This is a genomic window from Nostoc sp. GT001 (assembly GCF_030382115.1).
Taxonomy (GTDB): Bacteria; Cyanobacteriota; Cyanobacteriia; order Cyanobacteriales; family Nostocaceae; genus Nostoc.
The window spans coordinates 334,313-354,749 of the sequence record NZ_JAUDRJ010000003.1 but is presented as its reverse complement, the minus strand read 5'-3'; the positions used below and the strand labels follow the sequence as shown (position 1 = coordinate 354,749).

Below are 20,437 nucleotides of genomic sequence, written 5' to 3'. Positions count from 1 at the left end.
TTTTGCGTTCGCGTAGCGTGCCGGAGGCACTCGCCCTTAATTATACTTTGCCGAGAGTGATAAAAGCGCCCAAGGAAAGCGATCACATTCCCAATGGATGTAAAGAAACATTTCTGTTTCTTGAAAGCACCGCACTGGCGGCGTTTTCCGCCCGTTATGGATGAAAGAAACAATAAGCATGGGCGCATGGGCGAAATACCAGATACATTTATAAGTATCCTGACAGTTAAAACCGTACCCACAATAGTGTATTAAAAAAAGCCTGATTGAAAGCATGGTTCTGGGTTGAATGGTTATGGCATTGGTGAAGGAAAATTTTCCTATCCCGTTTCAGAGATTATCTACATATAACCAACCCAGGTCAGGACATATTGGAATGATCAAACTGGGGTGCCAAGATGAAATTGCCAATAAACCAAGATCAAAATCCATTTAGTGGTCAAGAACAAAGGCTAGAGTCATCTAATGCTTCACATTTAGCGCAAATAAATGAGAATGCGGCAGGAATTGACTTGGGTAGTGCAGAACATTGGGTGTGTGTTCCGCCTCTGAGAGACGAGAAAAATGTGCGGCGATTTGGATGTTTTACCCCAGATTTGATGGCAATGGCTGATTGGTTGAGTCAATGTGGCGTAACATCTGTAGCAATGGAGGCAACAGGAGTATATTGGATTCCGGTGTTCCAAATTTTGGAAACCAGAGGGTTTGAGGTCAAACTGGTAAATGCTCACCATTTGAAAACAGTGCCAGGACGTAAAACAGATGTCAAAGACTGTCAATGGTTACAACAGTTACACACCTATGGGCTATTGTCTGGCTCTTTCCGCCCAGAAGATCAAGTTTGTATCTTACGTAGTTATATTCGCCAAAGAGAATGCTTGATTAAAAGTGCTGGAACTCATTTGCAAAGAATGCAAAAAGCACTGATTCAAATGAATCTACATTTACATCAAGTGATTAGCGATATTAGTGGTTTAACTGGAATGACAATTATTAAGGCAATTGTCGCTAGTGAACGAGACCCACAAAAGTTAGCTGCCCTCAAAGACCCTAGAATTAAAAGTAGTAAAACAGACATTGCTAAAGCCCTAACTGGAGACTATCGTCCAGAACATTTGTTTGTCCTCAATCAAGAGTTAACCCTTTATGAGGTTTATCAACAACAGATAGCTGCCATAGATAAAGAAATTGAAAAATGTTTAAATACGTTTGAAATTAAAGTACAGGATGAACCACCTCCCAGCAAGCGAAAACGCAGAAAAAAGCCCGTAGGCAATAATCCCAATTTTGATTTACGTAAATATCTTTATCACATTTCTGGCGTAGATTTTACCCTGATTGATGGCCTTGATGTTTTGACTGTGCAAACCATTTTCTCAGAAGTTGGATTAGACCCCAAACGATTTCCCACTGTTAAGCACTTTACCTCATGGTTGGGTTTATGCCCTGGTCAAAAAATTACTGGTGGTAAAGTCAAAAGTTCTCAGACTCGTCGAGTTGTTAATCGTGCAGCTTCGGCTTTTCGGATGGCTGCTTTTTCTCTAACTCAAAGCCGTTCTGCTTTGGGTGCTTTTTACAGGCGTTTACGATCGCGCTTGGGTGCTCCAAAAGCCATCACCGCTACTGCCCATAAATTGGCACGCTTGTTTTACCAAATGTGGGCGACTGCTGGGCAATATACCGACCCTGGTATGGACTACTATGAGCAAAAATATCAGGAACTGATTCTCAAAAATCTCAGGAACAAAGCTCATGCTCTTGGTCTTGAAATTGTCCCAATTTCTCCAGAGCAGCAAAATACTCTATCCTCTCCTACCCTTGCTACATAAGCTTTACGCAAAGTGTTTCTTCAGAGAGGGTTAAACTCAACTCAAGCCAAAGGCAGAAAAAAGCGAAACGTACTACCAACTTTCAATTCGCTTTCAACCTGAATTTGACCGCCTTGTAATTCAATCAAACGGCGGGAAATAGTTAAACCAATACCAGTACCTCCCGAATGGCGATCGCGCGATTGGTCGGCTCGCCAGAAGCGCTCAAACACATGAGGCAAATTTTCTGGAGCGATACCAATGCCTGTATCACTAACCGCAATCCAGAGTTGAGATGCGTCAATCCCAACAGTAATGGTAATTGAACCTTCGTTAGTATAACGAACTGCATTACCTAGCAGATTAACCAATACCTGTTCCGTGCGGTCAATATCTGCCAATACAGGAGGTAGCACTGATGGACATTGCAAGAGCATAACTGGCCCATCTTCTAATAGTTGGTCGGTAAATTTCTCCACTAATGACTCTAACAACGGATATAAATTTACCCGTTGGATATTAATTGGTAGATAACCTGCTTCTGCCTTAGATAATTCTTGTAAATCGTTCACCAACCGCTCTAAACGCCTAGTTTCTTTCGCTAAACGCCGATAGATTTCAGGAGATGCTTCAATTTCCCCATCAGCCAGTTCTTCCAAGTAACCGCGCACCACAGTTAATGGTGTACGTAGTTCATGGGTCATGTCCCCAATTACTTCTCGCCGCCGTGCTTCTACCCCTTCTAAACTGGCAGCCATTCGGTTGAAACTAGCACTCAGTCCACTTAGTTCTGGAATGTCAGACACAGGTAGTCGTGCATCCATTTGACCAGCAGCAAATTTTTGGGTGATTTGTTCCATCTCGGTCAATCGCTGCATAATTCGTCTGGACACCCAGTAACTCAATCCTCCGGCGGCAGTAGTACCGACTAAGACTGACCAAATAGTGCTGCGCTGCCAAGCAAGTTCAAATCCTGTAACCAATTCCGCACGGACATCGATTAAGTCGAACCCCTGATTCTCTAATCCTTCCAAATGCAAGACAAATAAGCGGGGGGAAGAGATTTTGCTGATGCTCACCAGACTAGCTACCCCCACGATCATTACTACTAAATGGGAGAAAAATAGCCGTCCTCTCAGCCCCATCTTCATAACATTTACGCTACCAGAAGATCTTCAAATTTATAGCCCACCCCAACAACAGTTCTAATAAAAGTCGGATTTGCCGGATCGGGTTCAATCTTTTTTCGCAACCGAGCTACATGAGTATCTACCACTCGTTCATCGCCAAAAAAATTATCTCCCCAAAGTTTATCAATTAGTTGAGTCCGGTTCCAAACTCGACCAGGATTACTGACAAAGGTGGTTAGCAAGTTAAATTCTAGGGTAGTTAAGTCCAAAATTTCAACTTCTTGAGAATTTATCTGGCGACTGGCAGTGCGCTGGTCTACATCAACAATAAAGTGTTGGGTACGATTGACTTGGTGTTGTCCCCCTTGGCGGAGGCTACGCCGTAATAGTGCCCGCACCCTAGCTACCAACTCTCTGGGGCTAAAGGGTTTGACCATATAATCATCAGCACCAGTAGATAGACCAATGACGCGATCTATTTCCTCACCCTTAGCCGTGAGCATTAAAATGTAAGGATCTTTTGCACCTGGTTTCTGGCGAATTCGGGCACAAACTTCCAACCCATCCAAACCAGGAATCATTAAATCTAGAATGATTAAATCCGGTGGTTGCTCTTGAAACATCCGCAAAGCATTCATGCCATCGCGGCTAGTGCGACAAAAAAATCCTTCTTTTTCTAAAGATAGTTCGATTAAACGAGCAATTTCTGGTTCATCTTCAACTATTAAAATATCCATCTGAAATATAGGGTCGAGCAAAATTGGCACAGGAAATACACGGAGACACAGAGATATCTTTTATGCGTTCCTGTGTCTCCCACTCTCCACCTCTTTTTAATTAGGAATGAGAATTAAATAACATCGACTTTTGTAGGTTAGGTTGAGGCACGAAACCCAACGCCCCAGAGATATTGGGTTTCGCAGACTCAACCCAACCTACACAGGTTATTAAATCCACGATCCTTAGAGGTTTGAATTTGACGACGTGCGGTAACTATAGCCAAGATTAGAATCTTTTTGAATGTGTGTTTTAATACTATCAAGATCAATGAAGCAGTCAGCAACATCAATCAAACTTTCACTAGTCGTTGTTTGCAGACTGACTACTTCCACCCGAACCCCCATTCTGCTGACAGCGTTCACCGCATAAGCTAAATCTCCATCGCCACTGACTAAAACCGCTGTGTCATAGTAAGGAGCTAAAGTTATCATATCTACAGCAATTTCTACGTTCAGATTTGATTTTTTGAAATTCTCTGCTGGTACAACCAGTTCCTTTGCCACTACGCGATAGCCATTACGACGCATCCACAAAAGAAAACCCTGTTGCTTTTCATTACTGATATCAACCCCAGTATAGAAAAAAGCACGCAATAGTCTGGAACCACTGGTTAAATGACAAAGCAATTTAACGTAGTCAATTTCTATGCCGAGTTGTAAGGCTGTATGGAACAGGCTTAAGCCATCAATAAAAATAGCAACTCGACCACGATTTAAGTTATTCAAAATCGAACTATCAGGTGCAGGATCTCGCATCTTGGTATCTTTACCTTTGACAGCAGTATCGCTCAAATTTTGCCCTTGCCAATGTGGTTTCGCTTTGAGTACTTTCGATTCCTTAAATTCATTTCTTTGTTTGCTAAAATTAGTTATAATCATTGATACCTCTGATTTTAAAGCTGTAAAGAATTTTGACTAAATTTTCTATAGTATAGTCTGTGCTTGATTTATAACCTAGCAGGTAATGGTCTTAAGTCACTATATGCAGATAAGTTTAACTGGTGCTAAACAAGATTAAAAATAGACAGCGCAAGGTTTTCACTATTGTTGTGGTTGATTCAACGAGATATTGCTTCTGCCCACAGATATGTTAATCTTTACCCACCGAGACAGCAAGAGTTTCGATAAAATAAATCTTTTTGTCAGGGTAAGGGCTGTTTTTGTTAGGTCTGTATTGCACTCAATCCAGAAGCACTATATCTATAATTGCGTAGGCATGAACTGTAAGACCTGTAATAGGGGCAACCCGACATAAGCAAATTCCGCACAAGAATCCCACTGCTTTTAGGGGGAATGAGCGTAGCAATATTTACGCAGCTGTGGGAGTGTCAAAGAGTTAGAAGCACTAATAACGTAATATGGGATGCGATCGCACCTCAAAAGGTAACTCAAAAAGTAAGTTGTATTAATTTATATAAGAGCCAAATGAGAAGGACAGAGATGATTCGTTGCTCTCTTGTCCCTCTATTTGCCTAACGCACGCCAGCAGTTTCTAAAGACAAATCTTGAAACATGGGTGTGCTGAGATAACGTTCGCCAAAGGAAGGCTGAATCATCACGATTAAACGTCCGGCATTTTCTGGACGTTTACCGACTTGAATTGCAGCACACAAAGCTGCACCAGAGGATATCCCAGATAATAAGCCTTCTTCTTTTGCCAAACGTCGCCCATAGGCGATCGCTTGTTCATCGCTGACTCTAATTACTTCATCAACCAATTCTAAACGGAGGACATCTGGGATAAATCCAGCCCCAATACCTTGAATTTTATGTGGCCCAGCTTCACCACCAGAGAGGACTGGGCTATTGCTGGGTTCAACTGCGATCGCTTTAAAAGTCGGCTTGCGCTGCTTAAGTACTTCTGCAATCCCAGTAATCGTCCCACCAGTACCTACCCCAGCAATGACGATATCTACTTCCCCGTCTGTATCTGTCCAAATTTCTTCAGCGGTGGTTTCCTGGTGAACTTTGGGGTTAGCAGGGTTGCGGAACTGTTGCAGCATAAAAGCATTAGGAGTATTAGCCACAATTTCTTCGGCTTTGCGAATTGCTCCCCGCATTCCCTCAGCACCTGGTGTCAACTCTAAAGCTGCACCATAAGCCCTGAGCATAGCGCGTCGTTCTTGGCTCATAGTCTCTGGCATGGTCAAAATTAAACGATAGCCACGCGCTGCTGCTACCATTGCTAGAGCAATACCTGTATTACCGGAAGTAGGCTCAACTAAAATGGTTTTTCCTGGGGAAATTGAACCAGCAGCTTCCGCCGAGAGTACCATACTTAACCCAATGCGGTCTTTCACCGAAGCCGCCGGGTTCATCCCTTCTAATTTAACAACTATCCTTGCTACTACTCCCTCAGCTTGAGGAATCTTGTTCAGTTGAACTAAAGGAGTTCGTCCAATCAGTTCTGTTATGTCTTGAGCAATCCGCATTATTTAACCCCTAAAATCCTAAATCTTAGTACAGAGTATTTACTTATAACAATAAGCTTTGATGTATTTATTTTGTTGTTTAATGTCAATGAGTGCATATACTATGTATTCTAACTAAACCACAAAATATGAAAGTTTAGGAAGAACTTTTATGAGATATTCCCATTGATTCTCACTTTATAAGAGGCTAGCTCACTATTCTTCTAGTTTACCATTTGGAACTGCTAACTATTGTCTCTTTGGTTGAGATTAAATTTTTATAATTCTGTATATATGAATATTTTTTAAATTATTTTCTCTTTGTTCTGGAAATATAATTTACTTTCCAAATATTTAATTGCTTTTTCTAATTTATTAGTCTATCTTTATCAAGAGACATTGATATTTTCTTTTGAGTGCAGATTTTATCAATCCCAAATTACATCTAAAACAGTCTTTAACCATTGCCTACATTGCTTTGAGATTGAGTGCAAAAACTCCAGAACCCCACCTCGAAAATACTAGAACCCCGTCTGAAAAACACTAGCACCCATACCCCAATGAATTTTTATCAGACTTATCAGGTGCGGATTACAGGCTTTGAGTACTACTCTAATGAATTTAATAATCTTAACAGGGCTGGGGTAAACTGTTTGGTGGAGAGCGGCTGATATAAATCGTATAGGATTTACGCAGAGATTCCCCTCTACCCCCCAACATTCCTGAGCGAAAGCTTAGTGAACTAGGGGGGACTTCTTAATCTCCCTTTTGAGAGTAAGAAGAAACCAGATTCCCGAATCAAGTGCGTTTTTTCTGACTGAATAATCCTATGTTTTGCAAAAAGGGTGGTAACTTTTTATTAGTCAGTAGTCAGTAGTAACGAGAAAAATAACTGGCAACTAATGATTGTAAAAATTACCGATTACACATATTTTAATATCAAAACTGTTTGAGAGGTAGAAATTATATAACTACTTTAGATAAACAGCAAAAGATATTTTCTTACTGGGTGCATACTACCTAGCAAGGGAGAGCCAAGATGAAAGCCAAACTTTTAAATGTTCTTACAGTTTGCGTCGTTACATTAGCAGTGCTTTCACCAGAATTAGTAGTATTTGGTATCGTTTGGGAGCGACATCTGGAGTTAGTAAAATCTCAGAATTTAGCTTACGAAGTTAACAACACAACTACAGATGCTCCCGCCTTGGCTCCCCAAACAGAGGGTACACATTCCCCTCAGACTAGCATTCAATCCGCCGATCGTAATGTGGTTCATCAAATGCTTGCTGTTGCTGAACAATATAAATTTGCCACTATCCTACAATGGTTCTTCTTATTAACCCCGATTTGTGTTGGGTTAGGGATTCTTTTTTATGACAGATATCTAGTTCATCGTGCTGCTGTTTTAAAAGAACAAGTTGAAATGTTGGAAAGGCTGTGGCACCAAAGTATCGAACAGTAACTTATTCACAATTTACTAAAATCAAGAAAATTACCATGACAGACCAAGAACAACGCCAAAGCCTGTATTTTAATCTGATTGATGAGTTACTCAGATGTCCTAATGGTCAAGAACCAGAAGTTTTGGAATCTAAACCCGAATTGATTGATTCCGGTTTAGTAGAAACAATGTTACAAGTAGCTACTATGTTTGCCCATGAAGGCAATCAAGATGGTGCCCAATTTTTATTTTTTGTGGCGCGTGAGCTAGCTAAAGAATTAGGTTTATACCCGGAAGTTCCCAGTACTGAAGTTGCAAATACTGAAGTTGCAAGTAAGGAGTAAAAATGCTGTTGACTTCAACGGATGCAGGACAAATAGCTTTAGAACTGCTGATGGCAGATTGGAATATTTCAGAAGAGAACAGAGAGTGGTTCACAATTTTTAGCTCTCGTCTGATTGGCGAGAGTTGGTACACTGTGGAACTAGGTATAGAAGGATTTCCCGATCGGTGGTTTATTCAAGTATATGACACTGGAGTGTGCGATCCAAACTATACATTTATTTCACCAATTCGTGGTTCTGAAGGATTTACGGACTTTGTAAATGTACCGGAAATCATCGCAGAGGTCTTAGTTTGTGAACGTAATGCTCGCTAATAATTAAAATTCAAAAGTTGGAATTCAACATCATAGGATTTGGGAGCATCTCACCTTTACAAATATACCTGGCGATTAGGAAAATCCAAGAAAAAAATTATCCAATATTGTGGGTTGGGCATCTTGCCCGCCATATAAACGGGCTTTTCGGCCTACCCTACAAGAGTTAATTGTATAAAGATGCTTTACGCAAATTTGAGGTGATGCCAAATGAGGCACACCTCTTTTTTTATGTAATATTTAAGCTTTTATTTAAGCTTAATAAGCTATTTTGTCATATTTAATTGATAAAATTATGTTATATTAAATAGCGTGATGAACGCTACAGAAATATCTGTTCCAATGATTGCTGAAGATATCTTAGCCAAAGAATTCACAAGAGTCGTCAACCATTACTACCCGCAAGTTGGAGAATTGCTGGATGGGTGTTATGTGAAAGTCATCACCTGTTTTTGGGGACGACCTGCTAGACGTTTGCAATATATAGGAATTTATTGCTCTGACGAAATGATTTCCTGTGTGCAAGCTCAAAAAGAAATACTCAGAGAAGTTGCAGACAACATGGGTTTAATCCAGGTTGTCTGTATGAATGCCAAGCGATTGTTGCGCGATCCGATGTCGAAGGTCAAAGAGAACAACCCACGTCTATGGTTGGAGTTGCAGTGGGTTGCAACTTAGTGATTCATCGCATTAATTGAGAGGGGTAAATTCTTTTGTAGAGAGGACTTTATTCCTCAAATATTTAAGCACGCTTTGTGCTTACTACAAACCTATCGACCACTAGAATAACCAGCACCTACGGTGAATATAAAGTATCAACGCAAGTAATGAAAACTGGAATTTTCTGCAATTACGATAATTTTCACCAAGATGCTCGTCGTGCCATCTTTGAGCAAGTTGCACTGGTAAAACAGGCAGAAAGCTTAGGTTTTGAGGAAGCGTGGGTGAGTGAACACCATTTTAGTGAATCTAATCTCAGCCCGTCTATGTTGGTGTTAATGGCACATTTGGCGGGATTGACTTCAACTATCCAATTAGGCACTGCGGCGGTATTGCTGCCGTTCCATAACCCGATTCGGGTGGCGGAAGATATTGCCACTTTGGATAACCTGTGCAATGGACGATTATTGTTTGGAGTTGCCAAAGGCGGCCCCTTCCCGCAACAAAACAAGCATTTTGCGACACTCCCAAGTGAAGCCCGTCCCAAGATGCTAGAGGCGATCGCACTGATTCAAAAGCTCTTATATGAAACTGATGTATCATTTAATGGGCGATATTATCAATGCGATCGCTTAACAATTTACCCAAAACCATTGCAGAGTCAAATACCAGTGTATGTTGCCACTGGCGGTGATGACGGTATCGAATTTGCTGCTAAACATTCCTTCAGCTTGATGGGTGGGCCGCCATTCTCCCTACACAGATTGAAGGATACTGTTACCAAATATCGAGCCTTAAATTCTAGTGGTGCGGAAAACTTAGTGCTGGCACGCTTCTTTTTTGTTGGCAAAACATACGATGAGGCGGTGAGTGAAGCGTTACCTTTCGTTCGCAAATTTAGCCAGAAAATGAAAGCTAATTCGGCTGAAGTATTGCAAAATAGTGCGAATCCCAACCAAAAACCATTCGACCGCACAAATATTTGTTTCGATGAAGATTATTTGATTGAGAATTCAATTATCGGTGATGTGGAGACTTGTCGAGACAGAATCAAGAAATTTCAGGACGAATTAAATTTAGGTACGCTAGCACTCAAACCCTCGTCTGCGGATTTGCAAAAAAACCTAGAGAGTTTGACGCGCTACAACCAAGAGGTGCGAAATTATGTCTTCTAAACTATACCAGCTTCCTCCCGATGATTTACCTCCCGCTGAGGTAACAAAACAGGATGGAATGCTGCAAATGGAGTTAGAACAGTCTGCTGGCAGATGCTTTTATCTAGCCTGCGATCGCATTACGCGAGTCCTGTTATCTAATTGTCAGTGGTATCTCACAACAAATGCTAGCATCCTCACATTAATTATTGATTGCCCTGACTTAGTATCTTACTGGCATATTGTCAGCAATATTCCCCAGTTGGGTAATAGGTTAGAGCGGTTTGCTAGCAATGGTAAAATCCGCGTTTATCCGCCATTCGGTAAAGGAACGCCGTTTGAAATCAGCGTAAATGAAATATCAGCTTATCGAGATTGGCTTTGAGGTAAATATAAACTGGGAATCATCCTTATCGCTGTTTTCCACCCTGTACTTTTAAAGTGCAGGGTGTTGTATTTTATGAGAAGTAGAATTCATTTTTTAAATTGAATACAGTTAGTTATTGAAGTAGAAATAACTACTGTAATATTGGTTTATTTTTGTATTTTGAGACAGAAATATTTAGGCGATCGCTATGTCTACACTCAGTGGTAGTCTAATTAAAAGTGCAGTAGCGCTGATCTAAACGTACCTACTTGCTTATGTCCAAACCTGCTGATATCAGCACTAAACGCCTAATCAGTCTTGCTCCCGATAACTGGGTAAAATGGGTAACACAAATTCCCGATGTTATTGTAGGTGAAATTCTCAACTCAGAATTTCAGTGGGTTAGTAGACAAAGTGATGTACTTATCCGTGTCGAGAATCCGCAGTATGGAAAATTTCTAATTGTCAATGAATTACAACTGCGCTATAAACCGGAAATGCCACGACGGATGCGTGCTTATGCAGCTCTAGCTGAAGAAAAATATAATTTACCTACCTATCCAGTATTAATCAACATTCTTAAAGGAAGTAACACAGACATACCTACAACATATACATCAAATGTTGCAGGTTTAAGAGCAACTCAAGATTATCGGGTGATTAACCTATGGGAAGTTGATGTAAATACTGTGTTTGAGACACCATTACCATCCTTAATTCCATTTGTACCCATCCTCAAAGGCGGTGAAAACGAGGTTGTAATTCGAGAAGCCTTGCAAATTCTGCGTCAGGATGAACAATTAAATCAACTTGAAACAGTTTTGGCTTTTTTTGCTACGTTTGTAATAGAGAGTGCCCTAGTCCAAGAAATCATGAGGTGGGATATGGCTGTGTTGCGTGAGTCGCCTTGGTATCAAGAAATTTTACGTGAAGGAGAAACACGCGGACGACGAGAGGAATTATATTCAGGTATTGAATTGGCACTGGAGATTAAATTTGGGACTCCTGGCTTAGATTTAATGCCAATCATTTACCAAATCACAGATTTACAGCGATTAAAAGTAATTCAACAGGCTATCAAAACCCTAAATACAGTTGAGGAACTACAGCGAGTTTGTGATTGATTTACTGGTAAAAAAACTTGTGATTTTTTCACTTAGAGATATACCACAATACGCTTGGGTTAAGGCCAAAAACTAAAACTGGCGTAGCGCGATTATCGCACTCTTTGCAACGAATACCCACCCCTAATCGCACCGCCAGTTCTAACCCTATAAGTCAATACGGTTCAGTTAAGGCTAAAACCACCACAAAAATCAAGGATGAATTTTCCCATCAGGCATCATTGTTCCTAGCAAGATGGCTCCTTGAAGATTGGCTCCTAGAAGGTTGGCTCCTAGAAGGTTAGCTTGCGTCAAACTAGCTCCCTGAAGGTTCGCTTTTAACAGGTTCGCTTCTGACAGGCTCGCTTGGAACAATTCAGCTTGCGACAAGTTAGCTCCTTGAAGGTTTGCTTGCGACAAGTTAGCTCCCTGAAGGCTTGCTCCCTGAAGGTTCGCTTTTGATAGATTCGCTCCTCGAAGGTTTGCTTGCAACAAGGAAGCTCCCTGAAGGTTTGCTTGGTACAAAGTAGCTTGCGACAAGTAAGCTCCCTCAAGGTTCGCTTCTGATAGGTTGGCTTTTGACAGCTTTGCTTGTAGAAAGTCGGCTAGCGACAAGTTAGCTCCCTGAAGTTTAGCTCCCTGAAGGTTTGCTTTGCCCAACAAAGCTTGCGACAAGTTAGCTCCCTGAAGGTTAGCTTCCTGAAGGTTGGTTCCCAGAAGGTTGGCTTGCGACAAGTTAGCTCCCTGAAGGTTAGCTCCTGATAAGTCGCAGGCTCACACACTTGTTGGTATTCAGCAGCTGCTTAACGTGTTCAGGATTGGCAGCATATCCGGGAGTAGTTAAAAGAGTAGAAGTGCTAACACTAATAAGCAGAAAAGCTTGGTAAATGTTTAACTGCATCGTAGTTCATTATACAATTCGAGAGAATTCTCTCATATTTGCATTTTTTCAGCTTCTTACTCCAAATTTTTCAACGTGATAGCAAGATTACAGAGATATAGCGATCATCCTATTAGAAAAAATACTTCCAGTTTTGATGAACTTCCAGAGGTATTTCGTAAGTCAGTGACTTAATTTGACAGGTTTTAGTTTAAACGCAGAGGTACGCTAAGGAAAGCGCAGAGGGGCGCAGAGTTTTTACTATAATGATGCAGATAGCCACGCATACCAATTCTCTAACCCAGCACCAGTAGTTGCAGAAACCTGAAAAATCTGAATTTTGGGATTTACTTCTCTAGCATATTCTATGCACTTTTGAACATCAAATTGCAGGTAAGGTAGCAAATCAATTTTCGTGAGAATCATTACATCACTAGCACGGAATATATGCGGATATTTTAGCGGCTTATCTTCTCCCTCCGTGACTGAGAGAATCACCACTTTTGCCTGTTCTCCTAAATCAAATAAGGCTGGACAAACCAAATTTCCGACATTTTCAATCATCACAACTGAATTTAGTGGCGGATTCAGTTGTTGTAAACCTCTGTCTATCATTGATGCATCTAAATGACAGCCCGTTCCGGTGTTGATTTGGATGACTTTAGAACCTGTTTCTTTAATTTTTTTGGCATCGTTAGCAGTTTCTTGGTCGCCTTCAATGACACTGATAGATAATTGATGCTTTAAATCATTAATGGTTCGCGTTAAGAGAGTTGTTTTACCTGCACCGGGAGAACTCATTAAATTTAAGGCGAGAATATTTCGACCTTTAAACCATCCACGGTTTTGGGCAGCTAGCAGGTTATTTTTTGCTAATAGGTCTTGTTCTAAAGATATCGTTGTATTGTGTATTTTTGCATGAATTTGAGGTGCTTCTATATGAGTGTCATGACTGTGGGAGTGAGTGATGACAGTTCCATCTGGTAAAGTGTGAGTATGATTATGTTCCGCCTTATCTGTTTCTAAATTTGTAATTTTTATTTCGCTATCATCAGAACAACCACAGGTTACACACATAATTCCTCTATTTCTATTTCTTTAATTTTCAGTTCTTCACCAGTAATTAAATCTAATTGCACGCTACCGCAATTACAAATTCCATAAGGTTTATCTAAATAAACTTCTGCACCACATTGGCGACATCGCCCTAAGCCGGGAATTTCTAAAATTTCTAATGTCGCCCCTTCTAAAATAGTGCCTTGAGTGCAAATATCAAAACAAAATCGGATAGCATCGGGCATAATGGCTGAAAGTTTACCGATTTCTAATAAAACTCGCTGCACTTTTGCACCTTTGGCGTGTTCAGTCACAATTGCCAGAATATTTTGCGTAATTCCAAATTCGTGCATACTATAAATATATTGAAGATTAACAAATTCGTGGTAATTGGTCGCCTACCAACATATCAACAATCCTTTCAGCACCAAAAACTGTTTTTAACAATACGATACCTGGGGGTGAAGGAATAACTTCGCCAATAATACAAGCATCTTTACCTGCTGGGTGTAATTTCATAGCTGATAAAACGTTGTCAGCATTCTCTTTTGGAACCACTACAACTAACTTCCCTTCATTAGCTAAATACAATGGGTCTAAACCGAGAATTTCACAAACTCCGTTGACTTCTTCACGCACTGGAATAGATTCTTCAAAGAGACGAATTCCCACATTGGAAGTAAGGGCGAATTCATTTAAGACTGTAGCTAAACCACCGCGTGTAGCATCTCGCATAGCATGAATTTGGGGACATACACGCAGAATATTTTCTACTAAATTATGCAACGGCTGACAATCACTTTCAATATTAGTGTCTAAGGCTAATTCTCCACGGGCAATTAAAATTGCTGTCCCATGATTGCCTATTTCACCATTAATTATTATTGCATCTCCAGGTTTAATATTTTGGGCGGAAATGTTAACTCCTCGCGGGATGACACCAATACCAGCAGTATTAATAAAGAGTTTATCAGCAGCACCACGATGTACAACTTTTGTGTCACCAGTGACAATTTGAATACCAGCTTTTTCTGCGGCTGCTTTCATACTGTTTGCGACACGGCGTAAGGTTTCGACAGGTAATCCTTCTTCTAAAATTACGCTACAAGTTAGATATAAAGGTTTAGCACCGCTTACAGCTAAATCATTAACTGTACCGTTTATCGCTAATTTTCCTATATCACTACCGGGGAAAAATAACGGGTCTACAACGTATGAATCTGTTGTAAATGCGAGTCTGTCTCCTTGTTGGAGGAGAGGGGTTAGGTTGAAGCTAGCTTGGTCTTCTAGTTGGGAGAGAATTGGATTATCAAAATTGTTGACAAAGATATCATCGATTAAATCGCGCATGGCTTTACCACCGCTGCCATGTGCGAGAGTTATATGAGTGTCTTGGATTTTAGTTTGGCGGCGGACTTTTTCTATTTTTTGGAATAGGGGATTTGTTATTGAGTTTTGGGAGGGAATATTCATATTAAAATTTTTTTAACGCAAAGGAACACAGAGGGAAGCGCAGAGGTACGCAGAGTATTATTCTGAGGAGAAACCGCAGGCGGGGAGAGGTTCTTGAGTTATTTTTGGTTTTTGGGCGATTGTTCTTTTGGCAATTGTGGAGAGTCGCCCGTATTTGTAATAGGCTGCACAAGCACCTTCGGAAGATACCATGCAAGTACCGATTGGTGTTTCTGGTGTGCAAGCTGTACCGAATACTTTACATTCCCAAGGTTTTAAGACTCCTTTGAGAATTTCTCCACATTTACAAGCTTTATGGTCGGCTACTTTGAGGTTAGGAATGGTAAATTTCAGTTCGGCATCAAATTGAGCATATTCAGGTTTGATTTGTAATCCTGAATAGGGTATATCACCTAAGCCACGCCAATCAAAACTATCTCGGACGGCGAAAACTTTATTTATGGCTTGTAGGGCTACTGTGTTCCCAGTTTTTTCTACAATTCGGTTATATTGATTTTCGACTTCGCAACGATTTTCTACTAACTGCTGCAATAGCATCCAAATTGATTGCAGAATATCTAAGGGTTCAAATCCTGAGACGACTATCGGCTTATTATATTGTTGGGAAATAAATTGGTATGGGTCACTGCCAATTACCATGCTGACATGGCTAGGCCCAACAAATCCATCTAGTTGTAAATCGGGATTATCTAGTAGTGCTTTGAGGGCGGGAATCACGAGGACGTGATTGCTAAACATACTAAAGTTATGAATTTTTTCGGCTGCTGCTTGCAGAATAGTGAAGGCGGTGCTGGGGGCTGTGGTTTCAAAGCCTAATGCGAAGAAGACTACTTCTTTGTCAGGATTATCTCTGGCAATTTGTAGGCTATCTAGGGGAGAGTACACCATACGGATGTCTGCACCTTGTGCCCTAGCTTGCAGTAAAGTGGTTTGGGAACCGGGAACTCGCATGGCGTCGCCAAAGGTGGCAAAAATGACGTTATGATTTTGAGAGATTGCGATCGCATCATCTAATCTCCCTTTTGGCATAACGCATACTGGACAACCAGGGCCATGAATTAGTTCGATGGTTTGGGGTAATATTTCTTCGATACCGTATTTAAATATGGAGTGTGTATGTCCACCACATACTTCCATGATTTTGATAGGTTTTTCTAGCCGATTGCATAATTTGGCGATTTCGCGGCATAAGGCTTCTGCTTTTTCCGGTTCGCGGAATTCGTCAACATATTTCATAAGGATTGGGAAATAATAGGTTTTATGTCAATATGGCTTAGTTAAGTATTAATTAAGTACCAATCCCTGCTTGTGCTGCTGCTAATTCTTGGAATAGTTGTAATGTCTCTGCTGCTTCTTGTTCGTTAATTCGATTCATGGCAAAGCCAACATGTACTAATACCCAATCCCCAATACAAGCTTCGGGGGGATGTTGTTCATCTACGATACAAGCAATATTTACTTCGCGCTTAACACCACCAATGTTAACTATGGCTAATTTGTGGTCAACGTTGGTTATTTCTATAATTTGTCCGGGGATTCCTAAGCACATTTTTTTATTTTTTAAGATAAATGAACCACAGAGAACGCAGAGAGAATTATTGTTGAAAGAAATTTTGTCAAATATCAACACTCATCTATTAATTGTGCGGCTGCAATAACTGCTTGTCCTAAAGATAAGCCGCCGTCGTTAGCTGGAACTAAACTGTGAGTAAGTACTTTTATTCCCAATGTTTGTAATTTTTTGGTAACTTGCTCTAACAATATACAATTTTGAAATACTCCTCCTGTTAAGGCTACCTGATAAATCAGATTTTCTTGAGACAGATGCTTAACCATTTGCACAATCGTATTCGCTAAACCTTTGTGGAATTTGGCAGCCATAACAGATTGTGGGATTTGCAGCTGTAAGTCATTAAGCAAGGCTTCCCACATTGGACGCGGGTCTATACAGTAAATACTATCTGAAATGCTAAAACTAAAAGGATATATTAGCGTTTCTTTATCATTATTTAAGCTGCTAACATCTACTATAGCTTCCATTGCGATCGCAGCTTGTCCTTCATAGCTACATTCTTCTCTATAAATACCGATAGCCGCCGCCACTGCATCGAACAATCGCCCCACTGATGAAGCTGGAGGAGAGTTAATTCTTTTCTCTATAAGTTGATTTAGTAGTTGGAGTGGCTGGTTTTTCAGAAATTTTACGATTTCTAAGTCAGTATACTTTTGTTCACAATCATCCCAAAGGTTAGCAGCTACTAATTGGGCATAAGTATTACGCCAAGGCTGATAAATAGCTTGTTCGCCACCAATCATTGCTACTGGTTTAAATGTTGCTAGTCGTTTAAATTTCCGGTAATCTGCTAAAAGAAATTCTCCACCCCAGAGCTTACCATCATTGCCGTAACCTAAACCATCTAAAGCAATACCTAATATTGGAGGTGCAGCTAAAGGAATACCATTTTCTGCCATGCAAGCGGCGATATGGGCGTGATGATGTTGAATTGGATAAATTTTGATTTGATTTGTGTCTGCAAGTTCTTTACCAAGTTTACTTGAGAGATATTCAGGATGTTTATCAATGGCAATTACTTCTGGTTGATGTTCAAATAAATTTAAGTATAAATTTAAATTTTTTTGGTAAGCGTTGAAAGCCGTGGCATTTTCTAAATCCCCTAGATGTTGAGAGAGAATTGCTTTTCCTTCACGCAATAAGCAAAAAGTATTTTTTAACTCACTGCCCATTGCTAAAATTTGCGGTACTTTGTCAAATCCCGCAGGTAAACTAATTGATGCTGGTGCATATCCTCTGGCACGGCGAATTGTTTGGACTTTATCACCAACAACACGCACAACCGAATCATCTACCCGATTAATAATCTCTCGATTGTGAAAGAGAAAATAATCAGCAATTGTTCTTAATTTTTCTCTTGCCTCGTCATTGTCAATACATTGTGGTTCATCAGCAAGATTGCCACTTGTTAAAACCATTGGGCGATTCATCCGTCGCAGAATTAAATGATGCAGGGGCGTATAAGGAAGCATGAAGCCAAGGGTATTTTGCCCTAATGCAACTGACGATGCTAATTGTTTTTTATCTGAAGCTTGTAATAAAACAATTGGTGCCGCAGAACTGGTTAATAATTCTTTTTCTTTGGCGTTGACAATACAATATTGTTCAATTATTTCAATATCTCGCGCCATTAAAGCAAAGGGTTTATGATAGCGCTTTTTTCGCTGACGCAATTTTTGTACAACGGTTTCTTGTGTTGCATCGCAAGCTAGATGAATACCACCTAACCCCTTAATTGCCACAATCTCACCTTTTTGCAACAAGCTACAAACAGCATCGACATCATCCAACATCGAAAACATGGAAGCAGTAACCGATTTCCCATCAGCGCGTTCTAACCAAGCTGCGGGGCCGCAAATATGACAAGCTACAGGTTGGGCGTGAAAACGACGGTTTTCGACATCATGGTATTCTTTTGCACATTCTGAACACATGGCAAACGCAGACATACTGGTATTACATCTGTCATAAGGAATGGCACGAATAATACTCAGGCGGGGNCCGCAATGAGTGCAATTAGTAAAGGGGTAGCGATAAAAGCGGCTAAAGGGGTCGAATATTTCTTGTTGACACTGGGGACAAGTGGCTGCATCAGGAGTAATTTCTGTTTTAATGGTATTATTGACACTACTAGAAATCATGAAATTATCAAATTTCAATTCACCTTCATAAGGAGTTCTAGTTAGTTGATTAATTCTTGCCAATGGTGGAAGTTCTGTTTGCAATCTGGCAACAAATTCGGTTATTACTTCCTCACTACCACATACCCGAATTAATACACCTTGTCCATCATTACAAACATCTCCATACAAACCGCAGGCTTTAGCCAGACGATATACAGTAGGGCGAAATCCTACTCCCTGAACAGTACCGCGAACTCTAATTTCTTCAGTCGGCATAGTTAAACTGCCACAGCAATATTCGGTTATTTCCAGAATCAGCTATCACTGCTGTATTGTCACAAATTTTTATCCCGTAACACCAATTTAAGCTATCTCGTTTAGGTAGTCCGAAATTACGATTTTCACCTTTACTTTGAAAATTTATTTGTCCTGCTAACCCATCTGCCACTACACCTTGCAGTGATAAAATTGATTCTGGCTTTCTCCATCCTAACAACCGAGAATTAGCTGTATCTGCAACAACTAACCAGTCGCCAGCCACCCCCACACCATAAGGCATACTCAAACTACTACCACTAGGATAATAGACTCCTTGATTCATTTCCACAAAATCAAAGCTTTTTTGTCCTAAAACCACTGCACAAGGGGTATTATTTTCTGTTGGTATTCCCTGCCAAATCATCACTCGATGATTACCTGCGTCGCTGACAACCAAATTCTCTCCCCAAAGGGTGATATCGTGACACCAGCGCATACTCGCTGCGGTTGCAGAAGCACCGCCGTTTTCATTGCGAGATATCATATCTGGTTGTCCCAAAACTACATCAGCAGGTTGACCATTTTCTGTTGGGAACTGATGCCAAATTAATACCCTGCGATTACCAGTATCGGCAATAAATAGCCGTCCTTGATGATAGAAAACACCATAAGGCCAGTGCATTGTACTGGCAGATGCTTCTTGACTTGCCCGATTTGGTTCATTATCGACAAAATTAGCTTGTCCTAACACCAAATCTGCTGGAACATTGTTATCTTCTGGTAAATTTTTCCAAATTAAGACTCGATGATTCCAAGCATCTGCAACAGCTAACCCTTCACCACAAGCACAAATTCCAGTTGGTACACTTAAGGTTGCGCTTCCTGGTGTAGTTTTAGCATTTTGTCCTTCATGATAAAAATCAGGTTGTCCAATTACCCAATCAGCAGGTTGACTATCTCGTGTGGGTAATTTTTTCCATCCTAATAATCGATGATGTCCTGTATCTGATACCCATAAAGGGCCGGTTTTTGATAATAAACAAGCACCACGAGGCCCAAACATTGTTATGGCACTAGGTGCTACAGGTATGACTAATTGTTGTGGTTCGAGAATGTTACCTAAAATTACCTCTGCACCTTGAGGTGATAGAGGTAAATATTTAAAAATTTCTGTTGCTTCTAGCGGTAATTGTGATACGGGATTAATTATGATTGGGATATCCATGAACCGCAGATAGACGCTGATAATTATTTAAAAACATTAATGCTGATTAGCATGTAACAATAGTAACGGTTTTGAATTATGCTTTTTTCAAATTCAGTTAAAACCTCTAATCAACTTCTGTATTAATCAAGCTGAAAAAACTCAAGATAGCCTTTAGAGGATGTTTGAAAAGTCCTATTCTCGGTATTAAATAGTTTTAGATCCCCCTAAATCCCTCTTAAAAAGGGGGACTTTGATTCCGGTTCCCCCTCTTTTTAAGGTGGGTTAGGGGGGATCTAAAAGTGCCTAAAGTCACAACAAAATACTTTTCAAACAACCTTTTAGTAAGTTTTGCTACA

20 protein-coding genes are annotated in these 20,437 nt (G+C 40.4%); 8 read left to right on the top strand and 12 right to left on the bottom strand.

All coding sequences use genetic code 11. The features are described 5' to 3' along the window. Positions 1–398 precede the first annotated feature (398 nt). A complete protein-coding gene (locus QUD05_RS04275) occupies positions 399–1,829 on the top strand; it encodes an IS110 family RNA-guided transposase (RefSeq protein WP_289794880.1) in 1,431 nt (476 codons plus the stop codon). A 41-nt stretch (positions 1,830–1,870) separates the two neighbouring features. Here QUD05_RS04275 and QUD05_RS04270 read toward each other — a convergent pair whose 3' ends face one another. From QUD05_RS04270 to cysK, 4 genes are all read right to left on the bottom strand, one after another. Then, a complete protein-coding gene (locus QUD05_RS04270) occupies positions 1,871–2,959 on the bottom strand; it encodes a sensor histidine kinase (protein WP_289795005.1) in 1,089 nt (362 codons plus the stop codon). A 5-nt stretch (positions 2,960–2,964) separates the two neighbouring features. After that, complete coding sequence (locus tag QUD05_RS04265) at positions 2,965–3,675, bottom strand: response regulator (protein WP_289799881.1); 711 nt, start codon at positions 3,673–3,675, stop codon at positions 2,965–2,967. A 225-nt stretch (positions 3,676–3,900) separates the two neighbouring features. Beyond that, positions 3,901–4,596: a LabA-like NYN domain-containing protein gene (locus tag QUD05_RS04260; protein WP_194042607.1), complete on the bottom strand. Its 696-nt coding sequence runs from the start codon at positions 4,594–4,596 to the stop codon at positions 3,901–3,903. Between the two features lie 593 nt (positions 4,597–5,189). Then, the gene (gene cysK, locus QUD05_RS04255; protein ID WP_289795004.1) at positions 5,190–6,149 is read right to left on the bottom strand and encodes a cysteine synthase A; all 960 of its coding nucleotides are present in this window, start codon (positions 6,147–6,149) and stop codon (positions 5,190–5,192) included. 1,018 nt (positions 6,150–7,167) lie between these two features. Here cysK and QUD05_RS04250 point away from each other — a divergent pair. The 7 genes from QUD05_RS04250 (at position 7,168) to QUD05_RS04220 (ending at position 11,532) form a co-directional block, all read left to right on the top strand. Further along, positions 7,168–7,590 (top strand): hypothetical protein, encoded by a 423-nt coding sequence (locus QUD05_RS04250; RefSeq protein ID WP_289795003.1) that lies wholly within the window; start codon positions 7,168–7,170, stop codon positions 7,588–7,590. Positions 7,591–7,625: 35 nt separating this feature from the next. Further along, positions 7,626–7,913: a hypothetical protein gene (locus QUD05_RS04245; RefSeq protein WP_289795002.1), complete on the top strand. Its 288-nt coding sequence runs from the start codon at positions 7,626–7,628 to the stop codon at positions 7,911–7,913. Positions 7,914–7,915: 2 nt separating this feature from the next. Beyond that, positions 7,916–8,227: a hypothetical protein gene (locus QUD05_RS04240; protein ID WP_289795001.1), complete on the top strand. Its 312-nt coding sequence runs from the start codon at positions 7,916–7,918 to the stop codon at positions 8,225–8,227. 315 nt (positions 8,228–8,542) lie between these two features. Next, complete coding sequence (locus QUD05_RS04235) at positions 8,543–8,905, top strand: hypothetical protein (protein ID WP_289795000.1); 363 nt, start codon at positions 8,543–8,545, stop codon at positions 8,903–8,905. A gap of 149 nt (positions 8,906–9,054) precedes the next feature. After that, positions 9,055–10,062, top strand: coding sequence for an LLM class flavin-dependent oxidoreductase (locus QUD05_RS04230; RefSeq protein WP_289799880.1), 1,008 nt, complete (start codon positions 9,055–9,057; stop codon positions 10,060–10,062). Further along, a complete protein-coding gene (locus QUD05_RS04225) occupies positions 10,052–10,426 on the top strand; it encodes a hypothetical protein (RefSeq protein WP_289794999.1) in 375 nt (124 codons plus the stop codon). Before QUD05_RS04230 ends, QUD05_RS04225 begins: the two co-directional genes overlap by 11 nt. Before the next feature lie 257 nt (positions 10,427–10,683). Continuing rightward, on the top strand, positions 10,684–11,532 hold the full coding sequence (locus tag QUD05_RS04220; protein ID WP_289794998.1) for an RpnC/YadD family protein: 849 nt from the start codon (positions 10,684–10,686) through the stop codon (positions 11,530–11,532). A 192-nt stretch (positions 11,533–11,724) separates the two neighbouring features. Here the strand turns inward: QUD05_RS04220 and QUD05_RS04215 are convergent, their stop codons facing one another. The 8 genes from QUD05_RS04215 to QUD05_RS04180 all read right to left on the bottom strand — a co-directional run bounded on the left by QUD05_RS04215 (position 11,725) and on the right by QUD05_RS04180 (position 20,099). Further along, on the bottom strand, positions 11,725–12,246 hold the full coding sequence (locus tag QUD05_RS04215; RefSeq protein ID WP_289794997.1) for a pentapeptide repeat-containing protein: 522 nt from the start codon (positions 12,244–12,246) through the stop codon (positions 11,725–11,727). A gap of 406 nt (positions 12,247–12,652) precedes the next feature. After that, on the bottom strand, positions 12,653–13,468 hold the full coding sequence (gene hypB, locus QUD05_RS04210) for a hydrogenase nickel incorporation protein HypB (protein ID WP_289794996.1): 816 nt from the start codon (positions 13,466–13,468) through the stop codon (positions 12,653–12,655). Beyond that, a complete protein-coding gene (gene hypA / locus QUD05_RS04205) occupies positions 13,459–13,800 on the bottom strand; it encodes a hydrogenase maturation nickel metallochaperone HypA (RefSeq protein WP_289794995.1) in 342 nt (113 codons plus the stop codon). The genes hypB and hypA overlap by 10 nt, the downstream gene beginning before the upstream one ends. A 19-nt stretch (positions 13,801–13,819) precedes the next feature. Continuing rightward, positions 13,820–14,920 carry a hydrogenase expression/formation protein HypE gene (hypE, locus tag QUD05_RS04200; protein WP_289794994.1) on the bottom strand — a complete coding sequence of 367 codons (1,101 nt, stop codon included), beginning with the start codon at positions 14,918–14,920 and terminating at the stop codon, positions 13,820–13,822. A 57-nt stretch (positions 14,921–14,977) separates the two neighbouring features. Continuing rightward, the gene (gene hypD / locus QUD05_RS04195) at positions 14,978–16,156 is read right to left on the bottom strand and encodes a hydrogenase formation protein HypD (protein WP_289794993.1); all 1,179 of its coding nucleotides are present in this window, start codon (positions 16,154–16,156) and stop codon (positions 14,978–14,980) included. Positions 16,157–16,208: 52 nt separating this feature from the next. Beyond that, the gene (locus QUD05_RS04190) at positions 16,209–16,469 is read right to left on the bottom strand and encodes a HypC/HybG/HupF family hydrogenase formation chaperone (RefSeq protein ID WP_289794992.1); all 261 of its coding nucleotides are present in this window, start codon (positions 16,467–16,469) and stop codon (positions 16,209–16,211) included. Between the two features lie 74 nt (positions 16,470–16,543). After that, positions 16,544–18,892, bottom strand: a complete 2,349-nt coding sequence (gene hypF / locus QUD05_RS04185; RefSeq protein ID WP_289794991.1) for a carbamoyltransferase HypF — start codon at positions 18,890–18,892, stop codon at positions 16,544–16,546. Then, positions 18,882–20,099, bottom strand: coding sequence for an NHL repeat-containing protein (locus QUD05_RS04180; RefSeq protein ID WP_289794990.1), 1,218 nt, complete (start codon positions 20,097–20,099; stop codon positions 18,882–18,884). Before QUD05_RS04180 ends, hypF begins: the two co-directional genes overlap by 11 nt. Between the last annotated feature and the right edge of the window lie 338 nt (positions 20,100–20,437).